The 21,556-nt window shown below is 53.2% G+C and carries 23 protein-coding genes, 2 tRNA genes and 1 pseudogene; 20 read left to right on the top strand and 6 right to left on the bottom strand.

All coding sequences use genetic code 11. From position 1 onward, the window contains the following. A partial coding sequence (locus RHK62_RS04965) for an IS630 transposase-related protein (protein WP_310453380.1) occupies nt 1–162 on the bottom strand: 162 nt, incomplete at its 3' end. Nucleotides 163–262: 100 nt separating this feature from the next. Between RHK62_RS04965 and RHK62_RS04960 the strand changes: the two genes are divergently transcribed. Then, entirely contained in the window at nt 263–700 is a 438-nt protein-coding gene (locus tag RHK62_RS04960) for a peroxiredoxin (protein WP_310453377.1), read from the top strand. Between the two features lie 68 nt (nt 701–768). Here RHK62_RS04960 and RHK62_RS04955 read toward each other — a convergent pair. Further along, nucleotides 769–855 (bottom strand) — tRNA-Ser (locus tag RHK62_RS04955). A gap of 633 nt (nt 856–1,488) precedes the next feature. On the opposite strand from RHK62_RS04955, the gene RHK62_RS04950 reads away from it, so the two are divergent. From RHK62_RS04950 to RHK62_RS04880, 15 genes and pseudogenes are all read left to right on the top strand, one after another. Beyond that, nucleotides 1,489–2,199, top strand: coding sequence for an FkbM family methyltransferase (locus RHK62_RS04950; protein ID WP_310453376.1), 711 nt, complete (start codon nt 1,489–1,491; stop codon nt 2,197–2,199). 169 nt (nt 2,200–2,368) lie between these two features. Beyond that, a complete protein-coding gene (locus RHK62_RS04945) occupies nt 2,369–3,331 on the top strand; it encodes a glycosyltransferase family 2 protein (protein ID WP_310453375.1) in 963 nt (320 codons plus the stop codon). A 233-nt stretch (nt 3,332–3,564) separates the two neighbouring features. Further along, a pseudogene (locus RHK62_RS04940) lies at nt 3,565–4,144 on the top strand (IS630 transposase-related protein). A gap of 271 nt (nt 4,145–4,415) precedes the next feature. Beyond that, entirely contained in the window at nt 4,416–5,300 is an 885-nt protein-coding gene (locus RHK62_RS04935) for an FkbM family methyltransferase (RefSeq protein WP_310453374.1), read from the top strand. A 2-nt stretch (nt 5,301–5,302) separates the two neighbouring features. Further along, nucleotides 5,303–6,421, top strand: a complete 1,119-nt coding sequence (locus RHK62_RS04930; protein WP_225901694.1) for a glycosyltransferase family 4 protein — start codon at nt 5,303–5,305, stop codon at nt 6,419–6,421. Further along, on the top strand, nt 6,411–7,145 hold the full coding sequence (locus RHK62_RS04925) for a class I SAM-dependent methyltransferase (protein ID WP_310453373.1): 735 nt from the start codon (nt 6,411–6,413) through the stop codon (nt 7,143–7,145). Before RHK62_RS04930 ends, RHK62_RS04925 begins: the two co-directional genes overlap by 11 nt. A gap of 9 nt (nt 7,146–7,154) precedes the next feature. Then, nucleotides 7,155–8,294: a glycosyltransferase gene (locus RHK62_RS04920; RefSeq protein WP_310453372.1), complete on the top strand. Its 1,140-nt coding sequence runs from the start codon at nt 7,155–7,157 to the stop codon at nt 8,292–8,294. A 68-nt stretch (nt 8,295–8,362) separates the two neighbouring features. Further along, nucleotides 8,363–9,562 (top strand): hypothetical protein, encoded by a 1,200-nt coding sequence (locus tag RHK62_RS04915; RefSeq protein ID WP_310453371.1) that lies wholly within the window; start codon nt 8,363–8,365, stop codon nt 9,560–9,562. Further along, the gene (locus RHK62_RS04910) at nt 9,556–10,731 is read left to right on the top strand and encodes a glycosyltransferase (RefSeq protein ID WP_310453370.1); all 1,176 of its coding nucleotides are present in this window, start codon (nt 9,556–9,558) and stop codon (nt 10,729–10,731) included. Before RHK62_RS04915 ends, RHK62_RS04910 begins: the two co-directional genes overlap by 7 nt. Beyond that, nucleotides 10,712–11,278 carry a class I SAM-dependent methyltransferase gene (locus RHK62_RS04905; protein ID WP_310453369.1) on the top strand — a complete coding sequence of 189 codons (567 nt, stop codon included), beginning with the start codon at nt 10,712–10,714 and terminating at the stop codon, nt 11,276–11,278. Before RHK62_RS04910 ends, RHK62_RS04905 begins: the two co-directional genes overlap by 20 nt. Before the next feature lie 321 nt (nt 11,279–11,599). Continuing rightward, nucleotides 11,600–11,977, top strand: coding sequence for a nucleotidyltransferase substrate binding protein (locus RHK62_RS04900; RefSeq protein WP_310453368.1), 378 nt, complete (start codon nt 11,600–11,602; stop codon nt 11,975–11,977). A 17-nt stretch (nt 11,978–11,994) separates the two neighbouring features. Continuing rightward, the gene (locus tag RHK62_RS04895; protein ID WP_310453367.1) at nt 11,995–12,297 is read left to right on the top strand and encodes a nucleotidyltransferase domain-containing protein; all 303 of its coding nucleotides are present in this window, start codon (nt 11,995–11,997) and stop codon (nt 12,295–12,297) included. Nucleotides 12,298–12,502: 205 nt separating this feature from the next. Further along, nucleotides 12,503–13,354, top strand: a complete 852-nt coding sequence (locus RHK62_RS04890; protein WP_310453366.1) for a class I SAM-dependent methyltransferase — start codon at nt 12,503–12,505, stop codon at nt 13,352–13,354. Nucleotides 13,355–13,357: 3 nt separating this feature from the next. Then, nucleotides 13,358–15,313 carry an asparagine synthase (glutamine-hydrolyzing) gene (gene asnB / locus RHK62_RS04885; protein ID WP_310453365.1) on the top strand — a complete coding sequence of 652 codons (1,956 nt, stop codon included), beginning with the start codon at nt 13,358–13,360 and terminating at the stop codon, nt 15,311–15,313. Nucleotides 15,314–15,393: 80 nt separating this feature from the next. Next, nucleotides 15,394–16,572 (top strand): glycosyltransferase family 4 protein, encoded by a 1,179-nt coding sequence (locus tag RHK62_RS04880; protein WP_310453364.1) that lies wholly within the window; start codon nt 15,394–15,396, stop codon nt 16,570–16,572. Nucleotides 16,573–16,656: 84 nt separating this feature from the next. Here the strand turns inward: RHK62_RS04880 and RHK62_RS04875 are convergent. From RHK62_RS04875 to RHK62_RS04860, 4 genes are all read right to left on the bottom strand, one after another. After that, a tRNA-Pro gene (locus tag RHK62_RS04875) sits at nt 16,657–16,730 on the bottom strand. A 26-nt stretch (nt 16,731–16,756) separates the two neighbouring features. After that, nucleotides 16,757–17,653 (bottom strand): alpha/beta fold hydrolase, encoded by an 897-nt coding sequence (locus tag RHK62_RS04870; protein ID WP_310453363.1) that lies wholly within the window; start codon nt 17,651–17,653, stop codon nt 16,757–16,759. After that, a complete protein-coding gene (locus RHK62_RS04865) occupies nt 17,654–18,403 on the bottom strand; it encodes a creatininase family protein (RefSeq protein WP_310453362.1) in 750 nt (249 codons plus the stop codon). A gap of 9 nt (nt 18,404–18,412) precedes the next feature. Beyond that, nucleotides 18,413–19,663, bottom strand: a complete 1,251-nt coding sequence (locus tag RHK62_RS04860; protein WP_206201146.1) for an MFS transporter — start codon at nt 19,661–19,663, stop codon at nt 18,413–18,415. 323 nt (nt 19,664–19,986) lie between these two features. Between RHK62_RS04860 and RHK62_RS04855 the strand changes: the two genes are divergently transcribed. Genes RHK62_RS04855 through RHK62_RS04840 form a run of 4 tightly spaced genes read left to right on the top strand, consistent with a single transcriptional unit; the run spans nt 19,987 to nt 21,502 of the window. After that, nucleotides 19,987–20,172: a hypothetical protein gene (locus RHK62_RS04855; protein ID WP_310453361.1), complete on the top strand. Its 186-nt coding sequence runs from the start codon at nt 19,987–19,989 to the stop codon at nt 20,170–20,172. Between the two features lie 30 nt (nt 20,173–20,202). Beyond that, nucleotides 20,203–20,595, top strand: coding sequence for a hypothetical protein (locus RHK62_RS04850; RefSeq protein WP_302678899.1), 393 nt, complete (start codon nt 20,203–20,205; stop codon nt 20,593–20,595). A gap of 11 nt (nt 20,596–20,606) precedes the next feature. Continuing rightward, entirely contained in the window at nt 20,607–21,020 is a 414-nt protein-coding gene (locus RHK62_RS04845; RefSeq protein ID WP_310453360.1) for a hypothetical protein, read from the top strand. Nucleotides 21,021–21,031: 11 nt separating this feature from the next. Then, nucleotides 21,032–21,502 carry a hypothetical protein gene (locus RHK62_RS04840; protein ID WP_310453359.1) on the top strand — a complete coding sequence of 157 codons (471 nt, stop codon included), beginning with the start codon at nt 21,032–21,034 and terminating at the stop codon, nt 21,500–21,502. The last annotated feature ends 54 nt before the right edge of the window (nt 21,503–21,556 follow it).

The raw sequence follows: 21,556 nt of genomic DNA, 5'->3' as shown, positions 1-21,556 counted from the left end.
CCAAGGACGACGGGGGACAACTGTGGGGGCTAAGTCGTCTCGCTTCAGCCAGCGATGGATAGTGGCGCGGCTCACCTGAAAAATTTGAGTGGCTTCACTGATTTTGCCACCTTGCTTGATGTAGGAGACAACCCGCTCTCGTAAGTCCAAGCTATAGCTCATATTCTTGAGTAACATTCATGACTCTTTGAGTATAGCCTATCCCTCTTGAAAATATCTCACTCCCTTTCGAAATGACTATAACATTAGGAGGTTATTCCCCATGGCTTTAGCCGTTGGTACACCCGCCCCCACCTTTACTGCCAAAGACACCCATGGCAATACGGTGTCCCTCAGCGACTTTGCGGGCAAAACTGTGGTGCTCTACTTCTACCCCAAAGATGACACCCCCGGCTGCACCAAAGAGGCCTGTAGCTTCCGTGACAACTATGCCGCCTATCAGGGCAAAGAGATTGTGGTTTTGGGGGTGAGTACCGATGACGAAACCTCACGCCAAAAGTTCACTGAAAAATACAACCTCCCCTTTCCCCTCTTGGCCGATGTGGACAAATCCATTATTAAAGCCTACGACGTGGATGGCGGCGGCTACGCCAAGCGAGTTACCTATGTCATTGACGGCAATGGCATCATTTCCCATGTCTATACCAGCGTCAAAACCGATACCCACGCCACCGACATTTTGGCGGATCTCGGCTTATAGGTGACTCTAAAAAGTCATCATTGGGTCAGGCGGCTGGAGAGGTTCTGGCTGCCTTTTTGTTGATTGAACGGAGAGAGAGGGATTCGAACCCTCGGTGACATCACTGCCACACTCGATTTCAAGTCGAGCGCATTCGACCACTCTGCCATCTCTCCTAGCAAGCTACTATTTTAACTTAGTTGGGGAGAGACATGACCTGAGCTTTCAAGAGGAGACTCTAGAAATGATCCCTGAGAATGCTATTGTAATCATGGATAGAGGGTTTGCGAGTTGGTAATTTTTAGAGCAACTGAGTGATGAAGAAGTGAGTGAGTTATATCGGCACCGGTGGGCGATTGACAACCTATGGAAATTTCTGAAGCTGATTACGAAGAGTTTGAACGGCGTGATGAATCAAATTGATATAGTTTTAATTGCCTATTTAACTTTAGAGCTGGTGGAGATACCTGAATACTTTGGGAAAAAGCTATTAGACAAATTGCAATATTTGCAACTGGCACTCAGTCGACGCTGCTCGATAATGCACTGGAGCTTTGATTGGCAGCCAGAGGTACTAGTCATTTAAGATTAAGATGTTAAGTTTTGTTGCAGGATTCAACACTTCTGGAAAATGAGCTTAATTATGTTTTCCAAGCTAAAAGTGGTTTTTCAGCAAAGGCGACCCCTGAGGTTCCTTTTTTCGCGATTGCTACGGGATTCTACATTGCTTGATCGTTTTAAATTTCATTATAGCTATGAATAGGTGCGCGATTTGTCAAGTGGTATCTGGATGAGTAGGTAGGTGGGGTATGAAACGCATTCATCGAAGTATCCAACACACAAATCTTGAGGAAGCGCTGAGTAAGTGGTTTGCGCGTCGGTTGCATGCCCGTAGTCAGGCATTGCTAGAACGCCGGGGGGGGAAGATGGTGATATACGCCAATGATGCCATTGGCCATGCCATCAATGCATCGGGTCTTTATGAGCTGACTGAACTGGATGCGGTTTTCGATTTTCTGCGGCCGTTGTATACTGCATTTTCCGGATCAGTGGCGCTGGATGTGGGGGCTAATATCGGGAATCACAGCATCTATTTTTCCCGGTACTTTTCCGCAGTACATGCTTTTGAGCCTCATCCCGTGACCCGACGCATTCTGGAAATCAATGCGGATTTGCATCCAGTTATTCATGTTCATCCATACGGTTTGGGCGATGCTTCAGGCACTGTTTCCTTGCAGGAAAATCCAACCAACCTGGGCGGGAGTCGTATCGTACAAAGCGCTTCTGGAGGCGGGTACGTCATTGATGTTTATCGTTTAGACGATCTCACGTTTGACGCCAGTCAAATCGCCTTGGTCAAGATCGACGTTGAAGGTTATGAAGCTCAAGTGTTGAAGGGAGCTGAGTCGACTATGAAAGCCGCCCAACCTATTGTGCTTTTCGAAGTCCATGCCTCGGATTTTCAGGGAGCGATGGAAGAAGTGGATATTCTCAAAGATTGGGGCTATCGTTTTGCCTAGATCAAGCCCTTGGGGACGGGTGCAAAGTGGTGGTGGCAGCAATTCAAGACTCTGCTGATCGGTAAAAAAGTCTGTAAAATCTATTGTGGCGACGACATCGAACCAGCCGATCACAGCATGATCGTCGCTGTTCCTTCGCGTTGGCAGACGATGTTGGGGATGGTGTGATATGCCCTCTATTACTGTTTTCACCCCCACCTACAACCGTGCGCATACGCTACCACGGCTTTACCAAAGCATTTGCCGCCAAACGCTGCGCAATTTCGAGTGGCTCATCGTCGATGACGGTTCGACGGATGGCACGCAAGCTTTGGTGGAGCAATGGCAAAGCGCAGACAACGACTTTCCGATCCGTTACATCTGGCAGCCCAATCAGCACAAGAAAGTGGCCTTCAACCGCGGCGTGCGTGAGGCACGGGGAAAATGGTTCGTGCCGATTGATAGCGACGACGAACTGCTGCCCGATGCCTTGGAACAGTTCATGCGCATGTGGCAAAGCATCCCTGAGGCAGAAGTCGATCGTTACTGTGCCGTAGTCGGTTTGTGCGTGGATGTGCATGGCGCCGTCGTCGGCGATCGTTTCCCGTCCGAGCCTCTGGATGCGACCGCCATCGAGCAGTGGTTCGACCATCGCATCAGAGGAGAAAAGCTCGGTTGCTTGCGTACCGACGTGTTGCGTTCTTACCTCTTCCCAGAGGATATCCCCAACTATGTGCCGGAGAGCGTCGTCTGGTTTCCGATGGCGCAACGCTATACGCAACGCTGCTTCAATGTACCGGTTCGCATCTATCACCGCGATGTCGAATCCACCACTCAGCCAGTAAATGCCCTTCGAGCCAAATACCAGAATGCCGAGGGTGCCGTACTTTCCTATGCCGAAGCATTGAACTGTGTCACCTGGGCACGCTGCCTGAAGTCACCGCTGCGGGTGGCTTTCCTGGCCGTCCAGTATGGACGCTGGGCGTTGTATCTGCCAAAAGCCAAGCGGAGACATAAACCTGCTCGCATCGGTGCGCGCGTGCTGGCGGGTGTGATGCGTCCGCTAGGTTGGGTGCTTTATGGCCTAGACCATTTGCGCTTGACGAGCCGCGTGCGCGATGGCCTAGCTCGGTTTAGAGCTCGATTTCATTGAAAGGGGCAGCCTGCATGCATAAGCAATCGGCGACCCCGTTGGAATCATGCCTTCGCGGAGAGATGGTTTTGTTATGAGCATCGTGCGGTGCGTGTTCCTAATCCTTGACTGTTGCAGGCATTGAGAGAGGCAATAGACCCATGAACGACAAAATATAGCTATTTCGAAAAGGAGTGAGATATTTTCAAGAGGGATAGGCTATACTCAAAGAGTCATGAATGTTACTCAAGAATATGAGCTATAGCTTGAACCTACGAGAGCGGGTTGTCTCCTATATCAAGCAAGGTGGCAAAATCAGTGAAGCGACTCAAATTTTTCAGGTGAGCCGCGCCACTATCCACCGCTGGCTGAAGCGAGACGACTTAGCCCCCACAGTTGTCCCCCGTCGTCCTTGGAAGCTGGATTGGGCGGCCTTAGCAGCGGATGTTGCTGCCCATCCCGATGACCGTTTAATCGACCGTGCCCAGCGATTTGGCGTTCAAGTTTCCACCATTAGTTATGCCCTCGCCCAGATGGGCATCACCCGAAAAAAAACAGATGCGCTAGCAAGAACGGTGTGATGAGGTGATTCGCGATTATTGTACTGGATAATATCTCATTCTTGATTAAAATGGCCATAATGCACCGATTCATCCGAAAGGGGCGATTCAGGAAGCAGTCAAAGCAGCGGGTCACGAGGTGTTATTTTTACCGAAATACTCTCCTGATTTGAATGTGATTAAGCACGACTTCAGTGCGCTGAAGCGAGCGCGGAGGTATGCAGGGTCAAACAGTTCGATTGATGAGTTGATTCGCAAGTATTGTGCTGGATAATGTCTCATTCTTTATTGGAATAGCTATATTTTTTGTCCTTGAATTTTGGGATGTTGAGTTGGTGCTTTGCTGACCGACCCAAGCGCGGCATGACATGGCAAATATACGTTTGGCTGACCCGCCTATCGAAACTAGGCTGGCTGTTTGAACAATGCTTATTTCCGCTGCCGGCTACACGTTGGTTTGCGCTTTACATTATCTGCGTGGCGCGCAAGACATAGCGGGCATTAGTTTTAATATCTAATATCAAACCTAGAATATGGTGATCAGGATGAACAAAATTTTCCCTCCGCGTAGCTGGGTACGTGCACTTTATGAGTGTAAGGGCACCGGTTTGCCGCGTATCGCTGAATTTATTCGAAAAATGCATGCCAAATGGCACCCAAACACCGAAGTGATTATCGATGACTTCGGTAAAGGGCGAGATTTGAGATTTGCCTGTCGCCTGGGCGAGCACATGGGGAGCCAAATCTATTGGCGTGGCACATATTCCGGCTCGCAGCTCCAAGTGTTGGCTTTATTTTTGCCGCCTGGCGGGGTGTTTATCGATTTGGGTGCCAACCAAGGCGAGTTCACCATTTTCGCGGCAGGTTTGGTTGGCAAGGAAGGGCACGTATTTGCTTTCGAGCCGTCACCCATCATACGAAAACAGCTCTTAAAAAACATTCAGTTGAACGGCTTCGAGCAAGTCAGCATTGAGCCGTTTGCTGTCGCCGACAAGCCCGGCCGTTTGTCCTTGTATTCACCAATCGGTACGTTTGATGATGGCACGATAAACGATGGATTGCCCACCCTGTATCCAAAGGCTAGGGCGGCGGCCAGCACCGCGACAGAAGTTGAGGTGACTACACTGGATGCGTGGCTATGGGAGCGGAACCTAGACCGTGTCGATGTGATCAAGATGGATATCGAAGGTGCAGAATTGCCCGCCTTACAAGGCAGCTTGGGGCTTATCCAGCGTTTTCGGCCTGTGGTGATCATCGAGCTCAACGCCGCCACTTATCGCGCTGCGGGCTATACCATGCAGGATCTGATCGCCTGGCTGCGGGCGCAGAATTACGATATTTTTAAGATTGAGGAAAACGCTGGTCTGTCGCACTTGAATCCTGATCGACTAGCAGCATTTCAAAACCTCCTTGCCCGCCCAAGAGTTTGAATATGCGAGTGCTTTTTTTTATCTCCTCCCTCTCTTCCGGTGGCGCCGAGCGTGTTGTAGCCAATCTTGCAAATTATTGGGCGGAGAAAGGCTGGGAAGTGACTGTTGTCACTTTATCCGATGGCGCGGACGATTTTTATGAACTATTACCTTCAGTGCACAGAATAAAGCTGGGTCTGCAACAAAATAGTGGCAATGTGCTGAAAGGCTTGATCAACAACCTGCGCCGTGTGTCTGCCCTGCGCCGGGTGTTGCGCCAAGTGCAACCGGATGTCGCACTGGGCATGATGGATTCGTCCAATATCCAGCTCGCGTTAGCGGCAACCGGCCTACATGGCTTGGTGACCGTCGGTTCGGAGCATATCCATCCGCCGCAGATGCCTTTGGGTGTGGTTTGGGAAACCCTGAGATCCTATTTCTATGGACGGTTAGATGCGGTAGTCGCGCTCACCGATGAATCCGCTACTTGGCTGCGTCAAAATACCCGAGCGCGCAAGGTGCCGGTGATCCCGAATGCAGCAAGCTATCCCTTGCCGGCGCAAGCGCCATACATGATGCCGCCGGTCAAGACCGGTAATGCAAAACTACTGCTGGCGGTCGGCCGTTTGAGTCGGCAAAAGGGCTTTGATCTCCTGATTGCTGCGTTTCAAGGCTTGGCGGCGGCATTTCCGGATTGGCGTCTAGCCATACTGGGCGAGGGGCCGCTGCGGAACGAACTTGCGGCGCAAATCAAGAATGCCAGGCTGGACGAGCGCATCCTGCTGCCTGGGCGGGTGGGCAATATAGGTGATTGGTACCAAGCGGCGGATCTTTATGTAATGAGTTCCCGCTTTGAGGGATTCGGTAATACCTTGGCTGAGGCTTTGGCTTATGGCTTGCCCGCGGTAAGCTTTGATTGCGACACCGGACCGCGCGACATCATCCGTCATGAAGTGGATGGCCTGCTGGTGCCGCCTGGCGATGTGGCCGCGTTAAGTGCGGCATTGAGCCGATTGATGGGCGATGAGGCCTTGCGCCAGCGGTTTGCTGCCCGCGCCATCGAGGCACGTGAGCGATTTTCGATGGTTAGCATTGCAGGGATGTGGGAAGCGTTATTTGAGGAATTGCAACATGGAAAATAATCAGGAATCTCGCCTTGGGCGGCTTTATCGGCAAACTTATGAGGCACTTTGCGGCAAACATCCGCACTTGCGTCCTTGGCATTTTCAATGGCTGGATACGGTTTATCTGGTGCGTACCCTAAAGTTGCGGCTGCCGCAATTGACGGGAAGGGTGCTGGATGTCGGATGTGGCGACAAGCCTTATCGCCCGCTGTTCGCGCAAGCGACCGAGTATGTCGGAATCGATGTTGCGGGGAGGGAGGCAGATTATATAGTTGCGCCCGATGCGGTGTTTCCGTTCGATGACGCCTCCTTTGATGTGGTGCTTGCGACGCAAGTGGTCGAGCATGTGGAAAACCTACCGCACACGCTGGGGGAGATTTCGCGTGTGTGCAAGCCGGGCGGGATGATTGTGTTGTCGTTTCCGTTTTTGTACAACGAACATGGCTCGCCCTATGATTTTCAACGCTTTACTAAGCATGGTGCAGCGCGTTTGCTGCCGTATGAGGTTCACACGCTGGAATGCCAAGGCGGGTTTGGTAGCACGGTGGTGATTTTGACCTTGAACTGGCTGGAAAATAGCTTCAACGCCAATAAGCTGACTCGGCTGCTTAAGGCGCTGACCCTGCCGCTGTGGATACCGTTTTGTCTGGTTATGAACGGCTTGGGGTTGCTGCTGGATCAAATAGACTGGACGGAGAAGTTTTACAACAATGTGTTTGTGATGTTTCGTAAACTGCTATAACGAAATCGAATGAATTTGTCTTCATTACTAGATCCTCGGGGGCGATCCCGTATCGCTATTTTTTTACCCTCCCTTGCTGGCGGCGGCGCCGAGCGAGTGATGGTGACGCTGGCCAACGGCTTTGCGGCGCGGGGGTACGCCGTCGATCTGGTGCTGGCCAGCGCTGTGGGGCCGTATCTCAAGGATGTTGCGCCCGCCGTGCGGGTGGTGGATTTGCGTGCCGGGCGGGTCATTAAGGCCCTGTGGCCGCTTGTGCGCTATCTGCGGTGCGAACGGCCGTTGGCGATGCTGTCGGCCATGAACCACGCCAATGTGGTGGCAATTCTGGCCCGGCGGCTTGCGGCAGCCAGCACAAGGCTGGTCGTGTCGGAGCGCACCACCATTAGCGTGGAAGTGGCGCGTGCGCGTGGCTTGGCGGCGCGGGCGGTTTATGCCCTGGTGCCGCGGCTTTATCCCAAGGCGGATGGGATTGTTGCTGTCTCGCGCGATGCGGCGCGCGATCTGGAGCGCTTCGCCAAGCTACCTGCGGGTAGCGTCCGCGCCATCTACAACCCCTTCGATCTCGAACGCATCGAGCGCTTGGCCCATGAGCCGGTGCCCCACCCTTGGCTGCAACCGGGGCAGGTGCCCGTGGTGCTGGCGATCGGCCGCCTGACGGAGGAAAAAAACTTCACCGCGCTGCTGCAGGCCTTTGCCCAGCTCCGCGCACGGAGGGATGCGCGTTTGCTCATCTTGGGCGAAGGCGAATTGCGAGAAGAGCTGGAGCAACTGTCTCATGCCCTAGGCTTGGGGTCGGATGTGCTGCAGATGCCGGGGTTTGTGGCCAACCCGTTTGCGTATCTCTCGCGAGCCGCGCTGTTCGTCTTGTCCTCGCGCTGGGAGGGATTACCAGGCGTTTTGATCGAGGCCATGGCCTGCGGCACGCCGGTGGTAAGCACTGATTGCCCCAGTGGGCCAAGGGAAATTCTGGAAGATGGGCGCTGGGGGCGCCTAGTGCCGGTGGGGGATGTAGAGGCTTTAACCCGGGCGATGGAGGAAACCCTGACAATGCCGAGAGATCAGTTGCCTGACGTGCGTCAGCGCGCGCAGGACTTCGACCAGACGCAGGCGATCGATGCTTATCTCGATGCGATGGGTTTACTGCCCTGAAGTTAAGGAAAAAGAAATAAAGCATTAAGAGTGACGCCAATATATTTCGCACCAGAGTACGAAAGAAGTTGACCACCGTGATGCATCCTTACGATCTGACGCTTCTTTTTCTTCCTACAGTAGCGATTTTCATCACCATTGCGATTTCAGCTATGCGTAGCGGCTGCGAACCCACGCTTGCGATGTTCTTGGCGCTGTTGAAAGCCGCCCTCTACATCATTTACTACGGTTTCTTATTTGATGGAACGTTTACCTTCTTAGATGATTGGTCGTACTTACAGGTTGGCGAAGCATTGCTCGATGAGCAAAGTAGTTTACTTGATCTCGTCCGTTCTGAATTCGTCTTCGCTCTAGCGGGGGGAGATCATATCCTTTATTACCTCTATAACACAGTGGCGATGGATTGGTTTGGCAGAGGTTACTATGCCCCTGTGGCATTGAACGTGATGGCCACTGGATTAATCGCTTGGCTAGGGTCTCGGCTATCGGTGAGCGAAGGTTTGTGCTATCAAAGATACCAGCCTCAGCTTTTCGCCTTTCTTGTTCTGCATCCCGATATTGTCGCATGGTCCACTGTGATGAATGGCAAAGATACGCTTGTACTGTTGCTACATGTATTACTTTTGATCTCCGTGGCTTGGTTCCTGCGGGGTCGAATTTGGCATGCCTTGGCGTTGGGGGCGGCAGCGAGTCTGGTGCTTTTCTACCTGCGCTTTTACGTGCCATTCCTGTTTAGTCTTGCGTTGTTATTAGCGGTAGGAACGCGATTCATCAATTCAGGTCATAAAAGGGGCAAATTCGCCTTGCTAGCGTTGCTTATGTTTGGAGTTATTCTTGGGTTAATTGGATTTGGTGGATTTAACTACGTACTTGGCGAATTGCGTGAAAAATTCGTTAATCCTCTGTTCGGTTTAGTGCGCTTTGTGCTCACGCCGATTCCGTTTAATACCGAAGAAGCGTACGCGTTCCTCGATATTCCTGCTGTTTTACATTGGATGCTCATCCCGGCCGCGCTATTAGGAGTTTTGAAACTTCATCGCATGGGAACACCATTCTCACGCTTTCTACTCATTTATGTGGCTTTATTTGTAGGGCTATATTCAATTTACGGAGAGTTGCAAGGTCCTCGTCATCGTGTCCAACTAGATTTTGCTTGGGCAATATTTCAGTTTCTCGGCCTTTGTGCACTGCTTAGAGTACAATGCTGTCCTAAAGACCTCTCTAAGAGCCAGTTGGCGCCAAACAAGACAAGTACGACCTTATGGTGAGCAGAAAAATCCTGCACATCATCACCAGCCTTTCCGACGGCGGCGCGGAGGCGGTGCTGTACCGCTTGATTACCCACGACTGGGAAGACGAACACTATGTACTCTCCCTTACCTCAGAGGGCAAATACGGCTCCCTGCTGCGAGAGTTAGGGGTGGATGTGACGGCGCTTGGCATGCCCCGCGGCCGGTTGACGGCAGCTGGCCTGATGGGTCTGTGGCGCGCAGTGCGCCGGGTGCAGCCCGATGTGGTGCAGACCTGGATGTACCACGCCGATTTACTGGGTGGGTTGGCGGGACGCATGACGGGCGTGCCGGTGGTATGGGGAATCCGTAACACCACGTTGGAGCCGGGCAAGTCGGCACGCAGCACACGTCTTGTGGCCTGCCTGTGCGGACGGCTGTCGCGCCGGCTGCCGGTGCGAATCGTCGCCTGCGCCGAGGCCGCGGTTGAGGTACACGCTGCGCTGGGTTATGACCGCCACCGCATGGTGGTCATTCCCAATGGCTATGACTTGAATCGTTTTGCACCGGATGACGAGGCGAGAAAGCGGCTGCGTGACGAATGGCAGGTGCCCGACGATCTGCCCTTGATTGGCATGGTGGCACGGTTTGATCCACAAAAAGATCACGGAAATCTGATTGCGACTTTGGCCGAATTAGCGCGAAGAGGAGTAGCGTTTCGTGCGGTGTTGGTAGGTACCGATGTCACGTTGCAAAACCGAGAACTGGCTCATGCAGTTCAGGCGGCCGGTTTGTCGGAGCGGGTGCAGCTCCTTGGTCCCCGCACGGATGTGCCCGTAGTGATGAATGCCCTCGATGTGCATGTCCTGTCTTCCGCCTATGGCGAAGCGTTCCCCAATGTGCTCGCTGAGGCGATGGCCTGCGGCACACCCTGTGTGGCCACCGATGTCGGGGATGCGGCGCGCATCGTGGGCGAGACGGGCTGGATCGTGCCGACCAAGGACAGCGCAGCGCTGGCGCAGGCAATCGTTGCTGCTCTCACAGCGCGCATGGATCGTGGAAACTGGATCAAGCGTCAGTCGGCCTGCCGGGCGCGAATCGGCGAGCATTTCTCGATCGAGGCGATGGTTGAGCGTTACCGCGCCGTGTGGCGGGAGGCGGTGAAAATGTTACGAAAGGGAGAAACAGATGAGAGAGGATTTAACTAGCGTCGATACCCACTTCGCGTTTGGGAAAAACTGGGCTGCCTATGCCGAGAAGGTGACGGCGGCCGAGATCGCTGAGGCCGAACGAGGGCTGATCCGCCTGCTAGGGTCAGACCGCCTGGACGGACAGCGCTTTCTCGATATTGGCTGCGGGTCGGGGCTGCACAGCCTAGCGGCGCTGCGCTTAGGAGCTAGGGAGGTGGTGGCGGTGGACTTGGACCCCGATAGTGTAGCCACCACCCAGGCGCTGCTCGATCGGTATGCTCCTCGGGGAGCCGCCTTTCGTGTGGAGGTGGTTAGCGTCTTCGATCTGCATCCTGAGGCGATGGGCGCCTTCGATACGGTCTATTCTTGGGGTGTGCTGCACCACACCGGGGACATGGAGCGCGCCATTCAGTGTCCTGCGGCCATGGTAGGGAAAGAAGGCCGGTTTGCGTTTGCCCTGTACCGGCGGGTGTGGATGGATCCCTTCTGGCGGTGGGAGAAACGTTGGTATGCGCATGCGTCCCAAGAGGTGCAGCGCCGCGCCCGTGCCATCTACGTGGCCTAGTTTCGCTTGGGTCTTGCGGTCACAGGCAGAAGTTTCACCCGATATGTCAATGAGTACCGTTCCAAGCGCGGGATGGATTTCCACCATGACGTGCATGACTGGCTGGGTGGCTGGCCCTACGAGTCGATCTCGCCTGAAGAGGTCGAGCGGCAGATGAAGATGTTGGGCTTCCGTGCGGAGCGGGTTCTGGCCAGGCCGGGGCAGTTGTGGGGGCGCAACCCTGGGTTCTTCGGCTCGGGCTGTGACGAGTACGTATACCGCCGACAGGGGGTGTTGTAGGTACGCTACCGAGTGGATTGACGTTACATGGGGAGCCGAGCAATGACAGATCCCGACATTCGCTGGAAAGAGCGCTTCGACAACTTTCAGCGGGCCTTGCGCCAGCTCACGGCAGCGGTGGGTCTGTCTCGTGTGCGCCCTCTGTCGGATTTAGAGCGGCAGGGGTTGATCCAGGGGTTCGAGTTCACCCATGAGCTTGCTTGGAATGTACTCGAGGACTATTCACGCAGCACAGTGCGCGAGGCCTTCAAGCACGGGCTGATCGAGGTTGGGGAGGTGTGGATGGACATGATCGACAAGCGCAGCCTCTCCAGCCACACCTACAACGAGGCGATCGCACTGGCGGTGGCGCAGGCGGTGGTGGAGCGTTACCACTCGGTGTTCCTGAACCTCGGACGTCGCCTTTCGGAACTTACATGAGTGAGGAGGACTAGAGCTTGCCAGCCGCCACCATAGCGGCCATCCGCGCTATCCTAGAACAGGAACCCAAGGTGGAAAAGGCCATCCTGTTCGGTTCCCGCGCCAAGGGCATGCACCTGCCGGGGTCGGACATTGATCTGGCCTTGGTGGGGGCGGACTTGAACGTCGGCACCTTGAAGCGCCTCATGCGCCTCTTCGAAGAGTCATCAATCTTGGTGGATTTGGTTTGGCTTGCGGCCGTTGACCACCCCCCCTTGGGCGAGTATATTGAGCGGGTGGGACAGTTTATGTACATACGAGATTCTGATGAGTGGCAGTGAGGGGATGGGCGCATGTGCGGAATAATCGGTGTTTGGCGACCCGGCGGCCTTACTCGTATTGAGGCTACGGCCAATGTTCGTCGCATAACTGACTCCCTCACCAACCACGACCTTGGCGATGGCAAGACCTAGCTTGAATTGGGCACGCACTTGATCTCAGAGAAATCAAATCTTTAAGTTCAAGAACAAAGGAGGAGCATAGCCAATGTCTTTCAATTATGATCCTAAAGTGGTGGAGAGTTTTGGTAGTGAATGGACTAGCTTTAATCACCTTGAAGTTAGTGAATCTGAATTAGAAAAATTATTTCTTGATTACTTTAGAATTTTCCCGTGGGACATTTTACCTCCAAATGCAGTTGGTTTCGATATGGGTTGTGGTACAGGTCGTTGGGCAAAGTTTGTCGCACCAAGAGTAGGCATACTAAACTGTATTGAACCATCTGATGCTATTGAAGTTGCTCAATCAATGCTAAGAGACTTCCACAATATAAACTTTTTTAAAACGACAATTGATAACATCGATTTACAGGCTAACAGCCAAGATTTTGGTTATTGTCTTGGAGTTCTACATCATATACCTAATACACTTGAAGGTATTAAATCTTGTGTAGCCTTACTAAAGCCAAAAGCCCCATTTCTTGTGTATATTTACTACAAACTGGATAATCGACCTTTTTGGTACCTGTGTCTGTGGTATATGACTATTCTTCCCCGATTGTTTATTTCTAGGCTACCTAATAAAGTAAAAATTTTTCTAACCGACCTGATTGCTATAGCCATCTATTTTCCTTTGGCTCGACTATCATATCTTCTTGAAAAAGCTGGCTTCAATGTAAATAGCTTACCACTTAGTTATTATCGAGATAAAACATTCTATACAATGCGTGTTGACTCTAGAGATCGATTTGGCACACCCCTAGAAAAACGATTCTCAAAATTAGAGATTCAACACATGCTTGAGGAAGCTGGATTAGAAAATATTCAATTTTCAGATAGTCCTCCATTCTGGACGGCATTAGGCTATAAGAAGGTGGAGATACCGAAATTTTATGAATAGACTATGTGTGGCCTAGTTGGTTTTCTCAACGCTGCCTTTTTAGGTGACTGGGCAGCAACTATCCGCAAGATGAATGGCACCCTTTCCCATCGCGGCCCTGATGATGAGGGAGTCTGGATAGATGAGGCGGCAGGTATCGCCCTAGGCCACCGTCGTCTAGCAATTCTTGATCTTTCCCCCGCAGGACATCAGCCGATGGCTTCTGCGTGTGGCCGTTATGTCCTCGTCTTTAATGGTGAAATTTACAACCACCTTGAACTGCGTCAGGAGTTAACAGCGCTTGGTGCAGCCCCCTCTTGGCGCGGACATTCCGATACCGAGACGCTACTGGCGGCTTTTAGCCATTGGGGCGTGACCACAGCCCTAGAAAAGCTAGTTGGCATGTTTGCTCTTGCCCTCTGGGATCGCAAGACTCGTACATTAACCCTAGCTAGAGATCGCATGGGGGAAAAACCTCTCTATTATGGCTGGGTCAAGGGGACACTGGTGTTCGGCTCGGAGCTGAAGGCAATCCGTACCTTTCCCGGTTTTGACCATAGCATTGAGCGGCGGGCACTCGCACTTTTGCTGCGCTACAACTACATTCCCACACCGTGGAGCATCTATGAGGGCATCTGGAAGCTGCCGCCAGGGTGCTATGTACAGTTTGCTGCAGGCTCCTTGCCCATTGGCAGCCGCGGCGACATCCGAACCTACTGGTCGCTGCGGAAAGTGGCGCAGTGGGGGTTGCATCATCCCTTCAAAGGATCAGCGCAAGACGCCATCGACGAACTGGAAGGGCTTGTCCGCAGTGCGGTGGCGGGGCAGATGGTGGCTGATGTGCCCTTGGGGGCGTTCCTTTCGGGGGGAATCGATTCTTCCACCGTGGTGGCGCTCATGCAGGCTCAAAGCCCGCAGCCAGTGAAGACCTTTACCATTGGCTTTCATGAGGGCGACTACAACGAGGCCGAGCACGCCAAAGCGGTGGCGCGGCACTTGGGCACGGAGCATACGGAACTGTATGTGACGCCCAAAGACGCAATGGCGGTGATTCCACGGCTGCCCGCACTCTATGACGAGCCCTTTGCCGATTCATCCCAAATTCCCACTTTTTTGGTCTCTGAGCTGACCCGCCAGCAGGTGACGGTGAGCCTGTCGGGGGATGGCGGCGATGAGCTCTTTGGCGGCTACACCCGCTATTTCTGGACCCGGCGGTTGTGGCGGCGCCTGGCGATGGTGCCACGCCCACTGCGGCAGCTGGCGGCATCTGGGGTGCGGGCGCTTTCCCCCGCGGCGTGGAACAGGCTGTATGGGTTCGCAGCGCCCTTGTTGCCGCACCGCCTGCGCTTTCGGCTGCCTGGTGATAAACTGCATAAGGCAGCACGGTTATTTTCAGTGCGCCGCTCGGAGGAAATCTATCTGCGCCTAGTCTCCCACTGGGAGTCTCCCACCGAAATCGTGCTAGGTGTGACGGCAGAGCCACCCACCCCCCTTACCGACCCGGACGCTTGGCTTGAGGATTGCGATTTTGAGCAGCACATGCTGTATCTTGATAGCATCACCTATCTTCCCGATGACATCCTAGTCAAGGTGGATCGGGCGGCGATGGGAGTAAGCTTGGAAACACGTGTGCCGCTTTTGGATCACCGTGTGGTAGAGTTTGCTTGGCAGCTGCCGTTGGCAATGAAAATCCGTGGAGGTCAGAGCAAATGGCTGCTGCGGCAGGTGCTTTACCGCTATGTCCCCAAGGAACTCATCGAGCGGCCCAAAATGGGCTTTGGCGTGCCCATCGAACACTGGTTGCGTGGACCCTTGCGGGAATGGGCGGAGGATTTGCTTTCGGAGGCGCGGTTGAAACGGGAGGGTTTCCTAGCACCAGCACCGATCCGACAACGCTGGCAAGAGCATCTCTGCGGCCAGCGCAATTGGGTGCATTATTTGTGGGATGTGCTGATGTGGCAGGCGTGGCTGCAACAATGATCGGTTACTTTAGATCCGATAGACTGCTTGGCTGGGTTTTCCCGGCAGCAATGCGCGGAAGCAATACCTCACACACAACAGTGGCAGAGGAAGATGCAGCTGAGGGGGGTGCGCCCAGAAAAGAGGCCTTCAAGGTTGCCCTGATCAGCAATGCCGCCTATTCCGTGATCAATTTTCGTCTGCCATTGATCGCGGAGTTGGTGCACAGGGGGTGCACCGTCGATGTCTTGGCGCCCACTTGGTCTCAACAAGAACGGCAAAAAGTGGAGAGTTTGGGTGCCCAGTGCCTTTGTTACCCCTTGGAACGCAAGAGTTTGAACCCCTTGGGTCATCTGCGAACATTCCTGAAGCTGGTGGGCATCTTTCGTACCAACCGCTACGATGCCTTGCTGAGTTACACGGCCCAGGCCAATGTTTGGGGAACCCTAGCCGCAGCCTGGGCAGGGGTACCGCGGCGGGTGGCGATGGTGACGGGTCTAGGCTATGCTTTTACGGCTGATCCTGAGGGACGCAGTCCATTCAAGCGCAGGGTTTTATCCTGGGTGCTGACGCAACTGTATCGCTTGGCATTCCCCTTGGCGCATCGGGTTGTGGTGCAAAACCCGGACGATTTATGTTTGTTGCAAAAAATCTGCGGCTTACCAGCCGAGAAATTTCAATTGATACTGGGCACGGGTGTCGCGCTGGACGAGTGGCCCATGCAGCCTGCGCACCTGCAGCCATTGACTTTTACCATGGTGGCGCGGCTGCTGCGCGAAAAGGGGGTCATGGAGTTTCTGGCCGCCGCCCGGCAGGTAAAGGGGGAGTATCCGTTGATCCGCTTTTGTTTACTGGGCTCCTTGGATGACAATCCTGGCGGCTTGTCGACTGCAGATTTACAGCCTTGGCTGGAGGATGGCACGGTGGAATGGCCTGGAGCAGTAGATGTCAAGCCTTGGCTGGCGCAGACCAGTGTATTTGTGCTGCCTTCTTATCGGGAAGGGGTGCCGCGCAGCACCCAAGAGGCCATGGCCATAGGGCGGCCAGTCATTACCACCGATGCACCCGGCTGCCGCGAGACGGTCATCGATGGTGTCAATGGATTCTTGGTACCACCGCGGGATGTTGCAGCACTGGCAAACGCTATACGTCGCTTCATTGAACAACCCGAGCTCATTCCATCCATGGGGCGCGCAAGTCGGCGTCTGGCGGAGGAGCGGTTTGATGTGGGGCGGGTCAATGGGGTATTGCTGCCACTGTTGGGTGTAGAAAATGGGTGATGGGTTTTGAAAGCCATGCCCTGAGGCGTGTACAATAAGCCCCAGAGCTGTATCACGCGGCAGCTGGGGATTGCTAACAATGAATCGGAGCGGCGGGATTTGAACCCACGACCCCCACTACCCCAAAGTGGTGCGCTACCAAGCTGCGCTACGCCCCGTTAAGCTTTACCAGTATAACACGAGTTCAGAGAACATCGTAGCTGCTGACGGAAATTTTGCGCAACCATTTCAGAATGTGGGCATTCACCTGCTCAGGTGCTTCATCTTGAGGGCAATGGCCCACCTCTGGTAAGGCGACAAACTCCTGCACACAGGGAAATTGAGCTAGCTTCTGCCCTTCATCAATGGGTTCCCAAGGGTCGGCGGCACCCCACAGAAAATAGGTGGGGCAGGTAATCTGGGGTAGCAGGTCTTCGGGTAAGGGACCTTGGGAATAGCGGACAAAGGCTAAGAAGACCTCGGCAGCCCCCACGTCTTGGGCAGGGGTGAGTAATATCTCTACCAGTTCATCGGTGACGGCGGCAGTGTTGGCATAGGCTTGGTGGAGAATACGGCGCACAGTACGGGGTTGGGCAATTTGGCGGAAAAAGTAGGTGCCAAGGGTGCGATTGCCTAAAAGTTGCTGGAGTAGGCTGGTTCCCCAACGGCGGTACCAAGGCAGTTGCGATCGCTTGCGATCGTGGAGCTGACGCAAAGAGCAGTTCAGCAGGATCAGTTGACTGACCCATGCAGGCTGGAAAACAGCGGCCTGTAAAGCAACGACGCAGCCAATGGAGTTGCCGATTAAAACCGTGGGCTGACCAATGACCTCGCGGCAAAAGTCTAGAACCAAGGTTGCCCACGTCTCAAATGTATAGGGGATGACCGAGGGAGCGGGTTTGGCGGAGCCACCAAAGCCCAGTAAATCAATGGCATAGACTTGATGGTGAGCCGCAAGGGCAGGGATGTTTTTGCGCCAATGCAAGCTAGAGGCACCAAAGCCGTGAATCAGGAGTAGGGGGATGCCCTGAGTCCCTTGATGCCGATAGAGAATCGGGTAACCGTGCCAATGCCACGTTTGAGCTGGGAGAGAGAAAGTCATTTAGTCGGCTTGCAGAAATTGACGGTAGCGATCGCTCAACTCCTGAACAGCCCGCTCATAGAATTTCTGTCCATGCTCAGGGGTGGCCAAACTGGAATCTGCCCCCATACGACCATCGGGATAGCGGCGGCGAAAATCTGCGGCACCGTAGATGGCATGACTGGTGTTGACTTCGGGATTGAGGGGAACGCGTTTAATGGCCTCTGGATAGAGAAATTGGGTCACCGCCACTTCACTGGGGGTGGCATGGGAACCCTCGCGATCGCCATACAATTCCCGCGCCCGCTGCATCACTGAGGAACACATAAACCAGTTGGCCAACTCACAGCGCACCTGATCCGCCTCTGGGATGGGCAGATCTGCCAAAACGGCATAGGTTTCCGCAAAGGCCGCCTTCACTGTCGCGATATTGCCGCCATGACCATTGATGAAAAAGAAGCGTTGAAAGCCTGCGCGTACCAAGCTCACTAAATAGTCGCGAATGACGAAAATCAAGGTACTAGGACGCAAACTAATCGTGCCGGGGAAAGCCGTATGGTGTAAGGCCATGCCCACGGAAATTGTCGGGGCAACAAGGGCATGAGTTGCTTCCCCTACCCCTTTGGCGATCGCCTCGGCACAGAGGGCATCGGTGCCAATGAGACCCATCGGGCCATGCTGCTCCGTGGAGCCAATGGGAATAATCATCCCCTTGGAAGTGTTGAGATAGGCTTCGACCTCTGGCCAAGTACTCAAGTGTAGTAGGGGCATTCCTGTCTCCTAAATCGCATCCTCAAGAACGGCTCGTGTATTCCGCCATGCCCAAATGCCCGCGATCGCCACCACGCCCCCCATCCCCACCATGACCACTGTGAGGCCAAGGAAATCCGAAAGAATCCCGGCGATCGCCAAAGGCACACTGAGGGCAATGTTGACAATGTTATTTTGGAAGCCAAAGACCTTACCCCGCATCGTCGCCGGCGTCCGAACTTGAATGAGGGTCTGCATGGGAATACCAATTAAGGATGCCCCCATTCCCAGCAAAATACTTAAGCCCAGACCCACCCACAGATGATGCACAAAAGCAAAGACCAGTAGGACAGCTGCCATCACCAAAAAGCCAATCAAAGGCAGGGGTCGATGATGCAATTTTTCCCCCCATTGGCCCAAAACCCCCGCCCCTAAAATTAACCCCAGCCCTGCGGCGGCCAAGAGAAAGCCAAACTGATTAGGACGCAGGCCAATTTCTTGGGCTAAACTGACGGCCAACACCGTCAAGGCGGCAAAGACACAATAGAGGATCGTTAACTGGAGCATGGCATTCCCCAAGAGGCGATTTTTGCGCACGTAGTGAAACCCCTCCTGCAAGTCCTGCCATACATTGAGGTGGCGATCGCGCTCATGAACTGCTTCTCGGTAGCGAATCGAGGCTAAAACCAATCCCGCCATAACGTACAGCACACCGACAACGACTTCACGGGCATAGACACCCCCTATGGCCACAGCACCACTCAGCAATGGCTCACCGATGGCAAACCCCACTACGAGTGACCCCATCATTGTTGTGATAAAGAGGGCATTCGCCGAGAGCAGATTTTCCTCCTTCACTAGCAGGGGAATCGCCGCCTGTTCTGCCGGGGCAAAGAATTGCGTAAGAATGGACTCAGAAAAGGCAATCAGGAGCAGCAGCGTAAACCGCTTCGGAATAAAGATCAGAGCAAAAACCAGTAGCCCGCGCAGAATATTGGTAATGCTCATTAGCTCCCGCTTGGGGTAGCGATCCACAAAGGTGCCTGCCGTTGAGCCAAAGAAGACCGCTGGTAGGGTATTGGCAATCATTACGGCTGAGGCCTTAGAGCCGGGCAGTTCATAGCTGGCGTCGTAGGAAACCGCCAGTGTAATTAGGAGGACGAGAAAAATTTTGTCCGCCAGTTGGGAGATGATTTGACCGCCCCATAACTTGAGGAAATTCTTGTTCCGCATCAGAGCAGCAAACCCTTCTGGACGGGGCTTGGGACCAGAACTTACCATTGCTGTTGCTCACTGACCATGAACACAAGTTTCCTCACCGTTACCAAAGATTGGGGCTGGCAGTCTGAATCCAATATACCGTCAGACCCTTGCCGGCGTTTGCCCTGTCTCTGTATCCTTTGAGGTTCGTTTTGGGCATTCTGAGGAGTACAGGTCGCAAAAATCACCAGATAGGAGGAAGTAAAAACACAAAAATACAAAAAATTACCCTTGCCTGTGTAGCATATAACACCCTACCATCTGAGAGTTAATAACCATTTAATTTTCTGCCAATAAGAAATTATCGTTTTAGAAGCAGAACTAAATCATCGTCGCAATCTGGCTTGGCTGGAGGAGTAATTGGGAAATACCAAGGGGGCGATCGCCAGCCTAACGATGGTACTGAAGCACGTCAGTTTATTGCAGACACATTACCCCAGACTTGGCTAGAACTCGGCTTCCCAGCCAACCACCAAAATTATTCGGCATTTATGGAGACGTTAAAAACGGAAATTGCTGGGTCACTCTAGAATAAACTTAAGTCCCCTTGAACTCCACCCATGAGTGAACCCATCACCCAATCTCAACTCGCAGAAGTCTTCGAGACCATGAAGGCCATGCAGTCGCAACTCGCAGAACTCACCCTTGAGGTGAAAGTCGGTCAAGCCGAAATCCGTGAGAAATTTAATACGATTGATCAAAAATTCCAGACTCTGGAGGCCAAGTTTGAAGAGAAACTGAACACGCTGGAAGCAAAATTTGATGAGAAATTCAACACCATAGAAGCCAAAATCGAGGCAGTGCGTTTGGAAGTACAAACCAATCGTGAGCAGTTAGTGGACTTGGGGAAGCGTCAAGGTTCAACGGAAAACCGCCTTTGGGCACTACTAGTGGCGCTCTTTTTGATGGTGGCGGGACTATTGGCCAAGATTACCCTGTTTGACCAAGTCTAAGGATGAGCAGCATGAGTGAACCCGTCACCCAGTCTCAATTCGCAGAAGTTCTCGAGACGATGAAGGCCATGCAGTCGCAACTCGCAGAACTCACCCTTGAGGTGAAAGTGGGTCACGCGGAAATCCGTGAGAAATTTAACACGATTGACCAAAAATTCCAGACTCTGGAGGCCAAGTTTGAAGAGAAACTGAACACGCTAGAAGCAAAATTTGACGAGAAGTTCAACACGATTGACGAGAAATTCAACACCATAGAAGCCAAAATCGAGGCAGTGCGCTTGGAAGTGCAAACCAATCGCGAGCAGTTAGTGGACTTAGGGAAGCGTCAAGGTTCAACGGAAAACCGCCTTTGGGCACTACTGGTGGCGCTCTTTTTGATGGTGGCGGGACTATTGGCCAAGATTACCCTGTTTGACCAAGTCTAAGGATGAGCAGCATGAGTGAACCCGTCACCCAATCGCAACTGACAGAAGTCCTCGAGACCATGAAAGCCATGCAGTCGCAACTGGCGGAACTTACCCTTGAGGTGAAAGTCGGTCACGCGGAAATCCGTGAGAAATTCAATACGATTGATCAAAAGTTCCAGATAGTAGATGAGAAATTGAATGCTATAGAAGTCAGATTTGAAGAAAAGTTCAACACACTAGAAGCCAAGTTTGAAGAGAAGCTGAACACGCTGGAAGCAAAATTTGACGAGAAGTTTAACACGATTGACGAGAAATTCAACACTATAGAAGCCAAAATCGAGGCAGTGCGCTTGGAAGTGCAAACCAATCGTGAGCAGTTAGTGGACCTAGGAAAGCGCCAAGGTTCAACGGAAAATCGCCTTTGGGCACTACTAGTGGCGCTCTTTTTGATGGTGGCAGGACTATTGGCCAAGATTACCCTGTTTGACGGAGGCTACTAAAACGCTTGGTCAAAAAAAGAGGGCTGAGGGGAAAGCCCCAACCCAACTCTCTTG

The organism is Thermosynechococcus sp. HY213, from assembly GCF_031460975.1.
In the GTDB taxonomy this organism is placed as follows: Bacteria; Cyanobacteriota; Cyanobacteriia; order Thermosynechococcales; family Thermosynechococcaceae; genus Thermosynechococcus.
The sequence above is the reverse complement of the archived record's forward strand: the minus strand, read 5'-3'. Positions and strand labels throughout refer to the sequence as shown.

Excerpts from the sequence above, each read along its gene's own strand:
- RHK62_RS04925 (WP_310453373.1), top strand. The coding sequence starts at position 6,411 with ATGGAAAATAATCAGGAATCTCGCCTTGGGCGGCTTTATCGGCAAACT.
- RHK62_RS04890 (WP_310453366.1), top strand. The coding sequence starts at position 12,503 with ATGTCTTTCAATTATGATCCTAAAGTGGTGGAGAGTTTTGGTAGTGAA.
- RHK62_RS04860 (WP_206201146.1), bottom strand. The coding sequence starts at position 19,663 with ATGGTAAGTTCTGGTCCCAAGCCCCGTCCAGAAGGGTTTGCTGCTCTG.
- RHK62_RS04865 (WP_310453362.1), bottom strand. The coding sequence starts at position 18,403 with ATGCCCCTACTACACTTGAGTACTTGGCCAGAGGTCGAAGCCTATCTC.
- RHK62_RS04840 (WP_310453359.1), top strand. The coding sequence starts at position 21,032 with ATGAGTGAACCCGTCACCCAATCGCAACTGACAGAAGTCCTCGAGACC.
- RHK62_RS04910 (WP_310453370.1), top strand. The coding sequence starts at position 9,556 with ATGGTGAGCAGAAAAATCCTGCACATCATCACCAGCCTTTCCGACGGC.
- RHK62_RS04920 (WP_310453372.1), top strand. The coding sequence starts at position 7,155 with ATGAATTTGTCTTCATTACTAGATCCTCGGGGGCGATCCCGTATCGCT.
- asnB (WP_310453365.1), top strand. The coding sequence starts at position 13,358 with ATGTGTGGCCTAGTTGGTTTTCTCAACGCTGCCTTTTTAGGTGACTGG.
- RHK62_RS04900 (WP_310453368.1), top strand. The coding sequence starts at position 11,600 with ATGACAGATCCCGACATTCGCTGGAAAGAGCGCTTCGACAACTTTCAG.
- RHK62_RS04945 (WP_310453375.1), top strand. The coding sequence starts at position 2,369 with ATGCCCTCTATTACTGTTTTCACCCCCACCTACAACCGTGCGCATACG.
- RHK62_RS04905 (WP_310453369.1), top strand. The coding sequence starts at position 10,712 with ATGAGAGAGGATTTAACTAGCGTCGATACCCACTTCGCGTTTGGGAAA.
- RHK62_RS04870 (WP_310453363.1), bottom strand. The coding sequence starts at position 17,653 with ATGACTTTCTCTCTCCCAGCTCAAACGTGGCATTGGCACGGTTACCCG.
- RHK62_RS04935 (WP_310453374.1), top strand. The coding sequence starts at position 4,416 with ATGAACAAAATTTTCCCTCCGCGTAGCTGGGTACGTGCACTTTATGAG.
- RHK62_RS04845 (WP_310453360.1), top strand. The coding sequence starts at position 20,607 with ATGAGTGAACCCGTCACCCAGTCTCAATTCGCAGAAGTTCTCGAGACG.
- RHK62_RS04960 (WP_310453377.1), top strand. The coding sequence starts at position 263 with ATGGCTTTAGCCGTTGGTACACCCGCCCCCACCTTTACTGCCAAAGAC.
- RHK62_RS04950 (WP_310453376.1), top strand. The coding sequence starts at position 1,489 with ATGAAACGCATTCATCGAAGTATCCAACACACAAATCTTGAGGAAGCG.
- RHK62_RS04850 (WP_302678899.1), top strand. The coding sequence starts at position 20,203 with ATGAGTGAACCCATCACCCAATCTCAACTCGCAGAAGTCTTCGAGACC.
- RHK62_RS04930 (WP_225901694.1), top strand. The coding sequence starts at position 5,303 with ATGCGAGTGCTTTTTTTTATCTCCTCCCTCTCTTCCGGTGGCGCCGAG.